This window comes from Elusimicrobiota bacterium, assembly GCA_040757695.1.
Taxonomy (GTDB): Bacteria; Elusimicrobiota; UBA8919; order UBA8919; family UBA8919; genus JBFLWK01.
This window is the reverse complement of the sequence record JBFLWK010000073.1, coordinates 1-11,058: the sequence shown is the minus strand read 5'-3', so window position 1 is coordinate 11,058 and position 11,058 is coordinate 1. Positions and strand designations below refer to the sequence as shown.

Sequence of the window (11,058 nt, the reverse complement as noted above, 5' to 3'; positions counted from 1 at the left end):
AGACCGACTTATCCATGTTCATCTCTCGGATAATAAAGGCGGCTACAATGACCTGCATATCCCGTTAGGCACTGGAAATGTTAACTGGGAGGATGCTGTTGGACTTCTTAAAAGAATTGGCTATAACAATACAATCACACTTGAGGTTTTTTCACGAGACCGCGACTATTTGCTTCTAACAAAACAGAAAGTTCAGAAACTGTGGAATTCCAGTTGACAATCAATAAAAATCTTATTATATCCGACTTCAGTCGGTAAAAGAAAGACTCCGACAGGATTTACAGGATAAAAGAATTAAAAATCCTGTTAATCCAGTCAAAAAATAAGCCCACTAAAGTGGGGATTAAGTTTGGAGGCGTGGCCGAGTGGTTGATGGCGCTGGTCTTGAAAACCAGTATAGCCGCAAGGTTATCGAGGGTTCGAATCCTTCCGCCTCCGATTTTTTACAGTATATGAAATTATAAATTATAGCCACAAATGAGCACAAATTTACACGAAAAGATTTTAACAAAAAATTTAAATTCGTGTTAATTCGAGTTAATTCGTGGTTACGCAGTTTTCTTATGAACAGCTTGGCTGCTATTTTTGGTGCTGGTGGTATTTTGGAAAAAAATTATAAAAATTATGAAAACCGAACTCAACAATTTCAAATGGCTGAAGCAGTTGAGCAAGCGATTTGCCAAAATAGACACCTGATAGTTGAAGCTGGAACCGGTGTCGGAAAAACACTCGCCTATCTGATACCGTCCGTATTCTGGACGACAAAAAATAAGAAGCGAGTAATTATCTCTACATATACAAAAATACTGCAGGAACAAATTACTGAAAAGGACCTGCCTTTTTTACAAAAAATACTGCCGGTTGAATTCAATTTTGCGTTATGTGTAGGTTCTGAAAATTATCTGTGTATTCGTCGTCTAAAACGATACTATCAGTTAGAACTCTTTGACAAACAAACCACCGCAGAAAAAATTTTGGCGTGGGCTAAAAAAACGGAAACAGGACTCAAACTTGAATTAAATTTTGCGGTTGCTGACGAACTATGGCAATCAATCTGTCGTGAGAGTGATTTATGTCTCGGCAAAAAATGTGCTCACAAAAATCAGTGTTTTTACTCAAAGTCAAAAATAAAACAGTATAAATCAGAAATTCTTGTTGCGAATCATCATCTATTTTTTACAAATATCGCATCAGGCGAACGAGTGCTGCCCAGATATGATGCGGCTGTCTTTGATGAAGCACAGAATATAGAGGAAGTCGCAGCCGACCATCTCGGCTTGGATGTCTCTAATACAGCAATCAATTATCTGTTAAGCCGGTTGTACAACCCACAGAAAAATACTGGCATCCACCGCTTAATAAATTTTTCTAAGAAAGATACAGAACATTTTATAGATGCTGTGGTTGCATTCCGGGAGTTATCCGTCTCTTTTTTTTCAGAGATTCTAACTAAATTTGGAAATGAACCAACGATAAAACGGATTTATGAACCTAATATAGTTAACAATATACTTGAACCTGCAATACTTAATCTTACAAAAATCCTGAAACAAGCCCGACTCAAAACTGATGATGATGAAACCCAAATTGAACTTAAACGTTATGCTTCAAGATTACTATCAATAAACAGCGCATTAAATACCATCATTCAGCAGGAATATGACAATTATGTCTACTGGGTTGACATCTTACAAAAACGACGAGGACTCAAAATTGTTCTTTATGCCGCACCGATAGATGTAGCGCCTGTTCTGAAAGAAGTTGTCTTTGAAAAAATAAGCATTGTAATTTTGACTTCCGCAACACTTTCCGTGAATAACAAATTTGATTTTATGAAAGCGCAACTCGGACTGATTCCTGAAAAAATTGATGAACTTCTGCTTGATTCACCATTTGATTATAAAAATAATGTTATCCTGTATATCCCTGAAAACATACCAGACCCGAAATATGACGACGAAAAATTTAATAAAAAATGTTCAGAAGAAATTGAGCAAATTTTGGAGATAACACAAGGCAGAGCATTCTGTCTTTTTACATCATATCAGATGCTGGAAAATGTGTATCAATATCTTTCAGAATTAAACAGATACGAAGTTTTTAAACAGGGCAAGATGCCAAGATGGCAAATGCTTGACAAATTCAAAAAAAGAAATAATGCTGTGCTTTTAGGCGTGGATACTTTCTGGCAGGGTGTGGATGTGCCAGGTCGGGCATTAGAATGCGTGATAATTACAAGGTTACCTTTCGCTGTCCCCGATGAACCATTAACAGAAGCGAAAATAGAGTTTTTGGAAAAACAAGGAAAAGAGCCATTTATACATTATCAACTTCCACAGGCAGTAATTATGTTCAGGCAGGGTTTCGGACGGCTAATCAGACATAAAAATGATATAGGCGTTGTGGCGGTATTAGACCCGCGAATACGAACCCGTGGATACGGGCAGAAATTTTTGAACTCATTACCTGATTGCCAGAAAGTAACAACAATCCAAGATTTGAAAACCTCATATACGAAATTGACATTAACTAAAAATTTTGTATAATCATTTTAGAACTGGAGGGGTCGCCTAGCGGCCTAGGGCGGCGGTTTGCTAAACCGCTATACTGTAGAAATGCGGTATCGTGGGTTCAAATCCCACCCCCTCCGAGTTGTCAGTTTCGTCCTGTTAGAACTCACCAGCTATTTTGCAAAACGATTTTTTTGATAATTCTTGTTGTATCGGAATTTTCCGCCGAAGGCGGACCTGCCTCAGGCACGGCAAGCTGACAGGATTTACAGGATAAAACGACAGCCACAGAATCACACAGAAAGACACAGAATTTAGATTTGAAAATATTTCAGTGAAATTCTGTGAAATTCTGTGGCAAAAAATAAAATCCAGTCAAAAACGGGTTTCAGGACAAAGCTCTGACTATCTTGACAAATATTAATAAAATTTGTATACTTTGTAATTATGGCTGACATAAGTGAAAGACGAAAGTATATGAGATTTATTGTAATTGAAGGCATTTCTGAACCTGTAGAAGTCCATTTCCCACCACCTTTCTATCAGGAGCCAGTCGTAGGAAAAATAATCAATATTTCAGCAAGTGGAATGGGTTTAAGTGTTAGCGAGCCAATACCGAAATTTTTTATTTTTTCGCTTTATATACGGCTTCGAGGTGTTGAACCATTTGAAGTAAAAGGAAAGGTTATTCGGCTTGATAGAGGTAGCGGGAATGAATACATAGCAGGAATCACATTCGCAGAGATTGACGATGCTACTTTTGATATGCTGAACCTTATTGCAGATGACTATAATAAATGTCTTAAAAAGCGGCAATCAGATGATACGAATTTCTGTTTTGACGAATGTATGTTTGCTACTCTTTGTTCTCAAAAGGATAAATCAGCAACTATCCATATTATCCCTGATACTGTTTCCAAAATAGAAGTTCAGGACATTAAACAAGAAACAGTTCGTGAACAAAAAGAGGAACCAGAACTCTATGTTACAACTCCAGTATCGTCTGTTTCAGCACCAATCCCAACACCGGTTGCGATTCCACCAGTTCCATCACCAGCAGTGGCTGTTGAACCTGCAAAACCACAAATCAAAATACCAGGAAAGAAAAAAATTCTGTCTGTTTACTATATATTTTTAGGGGTTGTATTTATTGTCATTGTTGGGCTTTTTTCAAAAGATAAAATAACAAAATTTTTCATCGCTACTGCAGAAAAAAAACTTTTAATTCCTGAATATAAATCTGCTGTAAAAAATTATAAAATTGTTCTAAAATACGAGCCTAAAAACATAGAGGTTAGAGCAAAACTTGCCAGTACATATAATAAAATGAAAATGTATGCGAATACAGAACGGGAATACAAAAAAATACAGGAAATTAAACCAGACAATTTTGATACATATTTAGAACTCGGTAAGTTGTACATAAAATTAAACAGGATTTCTGATGCAATAACAAATCTCAAAAAAGCAAAATTTTTGATGCCCCAAAATCAAGAAGCAAAAGCGTATTTAGGCGTTTGTTACGAGAAAAACAAAAAATATGATGATGCTATGTTTGAGTTTGCTAATATCTCGCACGATTCCATACTACCATCGGATGTTTTTCTGTCGGTTGCAACTGTGTTTGGGCTTACAGGAAAATACAAAGATGCAGTTATCTTCTTAAACAAATCTGGACTACAAAAAACTGCAGTTGAGTATTTCGAGACAGGGATTGTAAAAAACGAGACGGAGACAGATGTAGCGATTCTGAATTTTTTGAAAGCACTTGCGAAAAAAAACGATTTTGCAGAAAGTTATGAATGGCTCGGGCTTCTTTACCGACGAAAAGCGTTGTATGATGTCGCAATTGAATGCTATCGTGAAGCACTGAATATCAAGCCCGATTCTGCACAGGTTCTGTTTAACATAGCCCAACTGCACGCACTCAAAGATGATAATTCAAATGCACTTGCTGCACTTAATAGTGCAGTCTTACTGGATAAAACCTATATTGAATTTGCCAGAGAATCATTAGAGTTTAACGAACTAAAAAACCTACCCGAATTCAGACAGATTTTAAGAAAAAGATAAAAAACAAAATTTAAAATTTGTAAATTTACAAATTAATGAATTAATTAATTCGTTAACGACACTGACGACAAAAAGGGAGTTTTTTGTAAAGTCAAAAGATATAAAAGGAATCGGCTGTAAAGAGGCAAGCCATTTTTGAGAAATATAGTCCGTCGGTGAATTGATAGAGATAGTTGCTCATTTAGCTAAATGAGCAACTGAGGAAAAACGAGGATGAAACCGATTTTACAGGTAGCGTTAGATTTTGTTGATTTAAAAAGAGCACTCAAACTTGCCGAGGAGACAGTTGCAGGTGGTTGTGATTGGCTTGAGGCAGGAACTCCACTAATAAAAAGCGAAGGGCTTAACTGTATTCGTGAATTAAGAAAAAAATTCCCAAATATAAAAATTGTTGCAGATATGAAAACTGCGGATGTCGGCAGAATAGAAGTTGAAATCGCTGCAAAATCAGGTGCTAATGTTGTTTGCGTTTTAGGTTCTAGTGACGATGAAACAATTAAAGAGTCGGTTGCTGCTGGAAAAAACTATGGTGCCGAAATTATGGTAGATTTGCTTGGTGTTTCTGATGTAATAACGCGGGCAAAAGAAATAGAAAAACTCGGTGCTGATTATCTTGGTGTTCATATTCCAATTGATGAGCAGATGCGAGGGCAAATTTCGTTTGATATTGTAAAAAAAGTTTCGTTTGCTGTGAAGATTCCTGTTGCTGTTGCTGGCGGTATTAATTCCGAAAATGCAGCAAACGCTGTAAAAGCAGGTGCAAAAATTATAATTGTCGGCGGTGCGATTACAAAATCAAAAAATGCAAAGTTAGAAACACAAAAAATAAGAAAAGCGATTACCCAAAAGATAAAAATCAAAACGGAATTATATCAGCGGGTATCTGAAGAAAATATAAGAAGAATTCTAACAATGGTTTCAACTGCGAATATCTCAGATGCACTTCACAGAGGTCTTCCATTAAGCGACATTTTTCCTGTAACACCATCACTAAAAATGGTTGGTTCTGCAATAACAGTCAGGACATATCCGGGTGACTGGGCAAAACCAGTTGAAGCGATTGATATTGCAAAAGAAGGTGATGTGATTGTGATTGATGCGGGTGGTGTACCGCCTGCGGTATGGGGCGAACTTGCAACAAATTCTGCTATAAACAAAAAAGTTGCTGGTGTTGTTATTTTCGGTGGGATACGAGATATCTCGGATATTAGAAAACTAAAATTTCCAGCATTTGCAAATATAATCACACCCCAAGCGGGCGAGCCAAAGGGCTTTGGTGAGATAAATGTGCCTATAGTAATTTCAGGCGTAAAAATTCAGCCAGGTGATTGGGTTGTCGGTGATGATGATGGCGTAATTGTTATTCCTAAAGATGTAGCGGTTGAGTTCACAAACCGTGCGATGGATGTTCTGGAACGAGAAAACCGTCTCCGTAAAGAAATAAAAGACGGCTCTTCATTATCAAAAGTTGCCGAACTTCTCAAATGGGAAAAAAAATAACATATCAAGAAAACTGCGTAACCACGGATTAACACAGATTAACACGGATGTCTGAATGAAAAGAAGCATCTCGGTTTTGAGATTCTTCCCCCGATAAATCGGGGTCAGAATATTTTCTGTGTTTATCTGTGTCCATCTGTGGTTAATTCTATAATTTCCTTTCAAGTTAACGACCAGTACACACGACCCCAGAAATCAGTGGCAGTTTCTGCATCATATTTATCCCAGTTGATTCCAGTGAAGTGAACCGGGTTATACCATCCAAAAGATTTATTATTATAGTACTTGGCAATCAGATTGAACATCTTTTTTGTTTTTTCTTTGTGCCACTCACCCCCCTTCTCCCCCTTGGCAAGATGGTTAGCAATTGTCTGTAAATTGCCAGGTATTAACAATGCAGGGTTAGGATTCTCAAAAAACTTTTTTATCTCAGGTTGATTTATATCTATCGTTCCTGATAAGTTATCCATTTTTTCCCATTTTTTATGAATTTTTCTTAACTCACTTTTCCTATATGAATTAAATGCGTTTAACCAGCCAGAAGATGCTTCAGGAGTTTCTACTTTTTGGGGTTTTATTTTCTTATAGAAATCTATCGCTTTATTCACATCCCACATTGTCGCCAAAATATCTGAGTACGACATACCTTTTATTTTTATAATATCAATCGCAGGACCAAGTTCGTTATAGCCATTCATTAATGATTTCTGATGGGTTGAACAGAGCGCTCTGATACACCGCATATAAATCGGATGTGCATACTGAGTCAAATCCGACGAGATACCTGAATATGGGAACCGTTTATTTAACTGTGGGCTATCTGAAATAGTTACCGGGATTTTGGTTGGATTTCTTTTTTTATTTTTTTGTATCAGCAGATGCGTAAAATACTCCAGAATTTTGCCAGCGGTATTGTATGCTCGCCCGAGATTAGCAGATACCGGGCTTACTCTTTTTCTATCGTCTGGAATAATTTTTGCATATTTTTCAGCAAGTGATGGTAGAACTGTTCCTTCCTGTGCCAGTTTGTAAAAAGTATCGGAATCTGTTCTGATTTTTGACCATATATGAACTCCCGATATTGTCACATCTACCAGATATTTTATATTGAACGATTCAAGAATCTGTTCAACAATTTCTAATGCTGGCGTCATCCAATCAAACACTTTTTTCTGGTTTGTTCTGTCAAATATAAATGCTGGTTTCTCTTTGTTAAAGTACTCAATATCCCAGATTATATAAAGGTAATTGTCGGCTCTGCATCTTACAGGAAAAAACAAATCCAAACAGTCATTCATCAGTTCTTCTATTCGTTCAATTTCTACTTCTTTAACTGGGAATGTCCAGCCACGGTCAAGCAAAATCTGGCCTGTACCAACACAATAATTGTAATTCCGGGCTTGTCTCAAAATCAATTCTTTGATTCTGTTATTACTGTAATACCTTTTGATAAACTCAATATTTTTCTGTTCCATAATAATTCAGACAATAGACCATTGACTGTTGACTATTGACCGCCTTTCACCTCCACCATGCAAGATTATAACCACACCAGTGTTGTACACAGTATCCTTTTTCTTGATATGAGATACAGTTCAAATCGGTCAATTTGTCTAATCCCAAATAAATCGGTGCACCATAGAGTTGAACAAAAAAGTTGGCTCTGGTTTCTGCGTTGTATCTATTGGGTGAAAAATCAGACAACCCCTTGAACCGACTGTATAAAAATCCAGCAATATGCTTGTAACCCCATCCTTTTTTTCTTAACACCGCAACTAATGTTCTGATATTTGTTGGCTTTTTTAGATGCGGTTCTGGAAACAAAAGGCAGTACCTGACGCACGGCGGTAATTCGTTAAGATTAACAGCATAATATGTTCTGTACCAGTTTTCTTCGCGTTCGTGATGAACAGCATCAAATTTTTTATGAAACTCGTACAATTTTGATGACTTATATTTTACTAAAACATTCAACCAGCCTGAAGAGCCATCAGGTATAATGCAATTTGATTTCGTATCAGCCGCATACTGTGCAGCAAGTTGAAAATGGCGGCGCATTTCTATCAGTTGGTTCACTGTTAAGTCAGAAGTTGGGAATGTTATCTGAACCGGAACCTGCTGGCTTACATGCTCACCAATCTCCTGTCGTTTTACTTTATGTTTCTGATGTGTAGAAAATGGTGCTCTGATATCACGCATATGTATCGGGTCAGAATAGATTGTTAAATCCAGCGAAATACCTTCAGGCGGATGCATAGCAATATCACAGAACTGAATAGGCAAAATATTCTTATTATTTTTGCGTGAAAGCCCAACTCTTGATACAATCTCAAGTGTTACAAACTGCAGCAGTCGGAATGCGCCAGAATAACCAAGCCCTTTGTATGGCGGAATAGTTGGAAAATTATGTCGGCTCTGTCTGTATCGGTACTGCTGTTCAAGTGTGTATTCAAGTTTGCCGATTTTTTCTATCTGCCAGTGCTCACATTGAAACGGCCAGATTGTGTGATAGTGATAGCCCTGACCTGTTATGACTTCTAAAAACGGGATACCAAACTCGGTATAGACACTTTGGACTATTTCTCTGATAGGCTGAATTTTATTTGTAAAAATACTGTTCGCATTCAGATAAATTTCGCCCGGATATTTTGAGTTATAGTATTCTATATCAAGTGTGAGCATTGTTCCGAAACTACCAAGCATAGACCTGAAAATATCCAGCCCGCGGTCTAACATTACATTCAGATGCGAAGGTGGCGCCGAATAATAACCGTTCGGGTTTCCCTGCCATGTTTCTGCTTCACCATAGCCAACAATATATTCAGCACCTCTGATAAATTCAGATATCCGATTCCGAACCGCGCTATCTTTGTAATACTCAACCTGGTTCAGCATAATATAGTTTCTGAAATTTTTCTATCTCTTTTTTTACATTATCTTTTGTAACAACAGCAGAGATTGCACAAAACCCGTCAGCGGTTGATTCAACTACATTTTTTGCATTTGAAAGGTCAATACCACCAATCGCAATTACCGGAATTGAAACAACATTTTTTATTTTTTTTATAAGCTCAATTCCGACCGGTTTCCCAGCATCCTGTTTTGTAGATGTTGAAAAAATCGGCGAAACAGCGAGATAGTCCGCACCAAGTTTGTCTGCATTTTTTGCCTCTTTAAGCGTATGCACAGTCAGCCCGATAATTTTTTTGTTACCTAAAATTCTTCTTGCAACTAAATACGGCATATCATCTTGACCGAGATGCACACCATCTGCATCAACCGCAACTGCAATATCTACACGGTCGTTTATCAAAAAAAACGTTTTGCCAAGACATATCTTTTTTAATATAAGTGCTTCCTTGTAGAGTTCTTTTGTAGAACCGAACTTGTTGCGGTACTGGACAATTTTTACACCCGCAGAAACTGCATTTTTTACATCAGATATATTTCCGGATTTGCTTAATTTTGAATCGGTAATAAAATAATATCCACCAATCATAAACTTTTTATCTTTTGCATTTTTGTGATTGTTTTTTTGTCTAACTGGAATACAGCATCATAAACTGCTTCTTTGAATGTTCCAGGCCCTTTTGATACCTTGGCAGCAAGTTCTGCCGCAATCTCAAAACAGCAAAGTCCACCGGCAGAAGCGACTACCAGATTCTTTTCAACTGCTGCAAATGTGCCAATAACCGATGTTGCCATACAGCCTGTACCGACAACATGCGACATAATCTCACAGCCGTTTTTTACCAAGAATGTTTGTTTACCGTCGGTAACTATGTCTTCTCTGCCAGTTATTACGACGGTGCAGTTTCTTTTTTCTGCAAGACCTTGGGCAATTTCAATAAGATTTTTTTCAACTTCAACCGCATCAACACCTTTTGTCTGAACATTCTCACCAGCAATTCTCGCAATTTCTGATGAATTACCCTTGATTATATTTATTTTCACTTCATCTAATAATTCAAACGATTTTTTATCACGCAGTTTTGTCGCACCTGCACCACAAACATCCAGAATAACCGGAATACCTTTTTCGTTTGCACTTTTTGCCGCAATCTTCATTGACTCAATAAAGTCAACTGTCAGCGTGCCAATATTGAGAACTAATGAAGACGCTATTTTTGACATCTCGGCAACTTCTTCGTTTGCATGCGCCATTACAGGTGATGCACCAAACACTTTTACAATGTTTGCACAATCGTAAATAGTAACCCAGTTTGTAAGATGATGAACAACCGGTTTTTGAATTCTGACTTTTTCTAGAAGCCTGTAAATATCAAGTTCCATTTTTTATCCTCCAAAATAAAATGATTACAGCGATTTTTAGAATACTGAACTCGTCACTGTAATCTGGGTTTTAATATCCTGAAATTCTTCTTAAAAACCACCAGCCAACTGCAAATAATACAACAAACAGTATTACAAAAAAGCCCTCTCTTTTTTCTTTATCAACTTCCATAACAAAGATATTTGGGCAGGGGAGGATTCGAACCTCCGTAGGGCACAGCCCGCCAGATTTACAGTCTGGTGCGATTAGCCACTCCGCCACCTGCCCAATTCCGTCTGGCCTTGCTTTTTTTCCTGTTTTATCGTCAATAAAACTCATATTTTGGCATTTGGTATCAAATGGTATCTAATAGTGTCTAAAAGTATCATTTTGCTAATTTGTAATACCAATTTAATACCAAGATTTTTATCATGAATCAGGCATTAAAAGAACCTCAAAAAACATTTGTACAAAAAACGCTTATCTTGAAGTAAATATCTATATATGCTATTGGGATATGGTTTTCGCATATGTCTTAATTGTGTCATTTCGCATTATCAAATTTTTTTATACTAATTTACTGTAGTTTGGCAAATTTTTGCTAATAAATGTTGAAACATATTGTTCATTGACAAAAATGGAATAACCCTGTAAAACAGGGATGCACAAGAAACCTGAACAATTCCTATGAATAGTTAAGTC

The 11,058-nt window shown here is 37.1% G+C and carries 8 protein-coding genes and 3 tRNA genes; 6 read left to right on the top strand and 5 right to left on the bottom strand.

Annotated features, from left to right (window positions below):
• The 6 genes from AB1349_10775 to hxlA form a co-directional block, all read left to right on the top strand.
• The coding region (locus AB1349_10775) for a TIM barrel protein (GenBank protein MEW6557820.1) at positions 1 to 217 on the top strand (217 nt) is incomplete at its 5' end.
• A 134-nt stretch (positions 218 to 351) separates the two neighbouring features.
• Positions 352 to 438: transfer RNA gene (locus AB1349_10770), tRNA-Ser, on the top strand.
• 125 nt (positions 439 to 563) lie between these two features.
• Positions 564 to 2,546 (top strand): helicase C-terminal domain-containing protein, encoded by a 1,983-nt coding sequence (locus AB1349_10765; GenBank protein ID MEW6557819.1) that lies wholly within the window; start codon positions 564 to 566, stop codon positions 2,544 to 2,546.
• A gap of 13 nt (positions 2,547 to 2,559) precedes the next feature.
• A tRNA-Ser gene (locus tag AB1349_10760) sits at positions 2,560 to 2,650 on the top strand.
• A gap of 307 nt (positions 2,651 to 2,957) precedes the next feature.
• On the top strand, positions 2,958 to 4,583 hold the full coding sequence (locus AB1349_10755; GenBank protein MEW6557818.1) for a tetratricopeptide repeat protein: 1,626 nt from the start codon (positions 2,958 to 2,960) through the stop codon (positions 4,581 to 4,583).
• A 213-nt stretch (positions 4,584 to 4,796) separates the two neighbouring features.
• Positions 4,797 to 6,083: a 3-hexulose-6-phosphate synthase gene (gene hxlA, locus AB1349_10750; GenBank protein ID MEW6557817.1), complete on the top strand. Its 1,287-nt coding sequence runs from the start codon at positions 4,797 to 4,799 to the stop codon at positions 6,081 to 6,083.
• A gap of 161 nt (positions 6,084 to 6,244) precedes the next feature.
• Here hxlA and AB1349_10745 read toward each other — a convergent pair whose 3' ends face one another.
• The 5 genes from AB1349_10745 to AB1349_10725 form a co-directional block, all read right to left on the bottom strand.
• On the bottom strand, positions 6,245 to 7,558 hold the full coding sequence (locus tag AB1349_10745) for a hypothetical protein (GenBank protein ID MEW6557816.1): 1,314 nt from the start codon (positions 7,556 to 7,558) through the stop codon (positions 6,245 to 6,247).
• 46 nt (positions 7,559 to 7,604) lie between these two features.
• Entirely contained in the window at positions 7,605 to 8,978 is a 1,374-nt protein-coding gene (locus tag AB1349_10740) for a hypothetical protein (GenBank protein MEW6557815.1), read from the bottom strand.
• On the bottom strand, positions 8,962 to 9,582 hold the full coding sequence (gene thiE, locus AB1349_10735; protein MEW6557814.1) for a thiamine phosphate synthase: 621 nt from the start codon (positions 9,580 to 9,582) through the stop codon (positions 8,962 to 8,964). Before thiE ends, AB1349_10740 begins: the two co-directional genes overlap by 17 nt.
• Positions 9,579 to 10,376: a hydroxyethylthiazole kinase gene (gene thiM / locus AB1349_10730; GenBank protein ID MEW6557813.1), complete on the bottom strand. Its 798-nt coding sequence runs from the start codon at positions 10,374 to 10,376 to the stop codon at positions 9,579 to 9,581. Before thiM ends, thiE begins: the two co-directional genes overlap by 4 nt.
• Positions 10,377 to 10,560: 184 nt before the next feature.
• Positions 10,561 to 10,644, bottom strand: a tRNA-Tyr gene (locus AB1349_10725).
• Positions 10,645 to 11,058: the final 414 nt, after the last annotated feature.

Excerpts from the sequence above, each read along its gene's own strand:
- AB1349_10765 (MEW6557819.1), top strand. The coding sequence starts at position 564 with ATGAACAGCTTGGCTGCTATTTTTGGTGCTGGTGGTATTTTGGAAAAA.
- AB1349_10755 (MEW6557818.1), top strand. The coding sequence starts at position 2,958 with ATGGCTGACATAAGTGAAAGACGAAAGTATATGAGATTTATTGTAATT.
- hxlA (MEW6557817.1), top strand. The coding sequence starts at position 4,797 with ATGAAACCGATTTTACAGGTAGCGTTAGATTTTGTTGATTTAAAAAGA.
- AB1349_10745 (MEW6557816.1), bottom strand. The coding sequence starts at position 7,558 with ATGGAACAGAAAAATATTGAGTTTATCAAAAGGTATTACAGTAATAAC.
- AB1349_10740 (MEW6557815.1), bottom strand. The coding sequence starts at position 8,978 with ATGCTGAACCAGGTTGAGTATTACAAAGATAGCGCGGTTCGGAATCGG.
- thiE (MEW6557814.1), bottom strand. The coding sequence starts at position 9,582 with ATGATTGGTGGATATTATTTTATTACCGATTCAAAATTAAGCAAATCC.
- thiM (MEW6557813.1), bottom strand. The coding sequence starts at position 10,376 with ATGGAACTTGATATTTACAGGCTTCTAGAAAAAGTCAGAATTCAAAAA.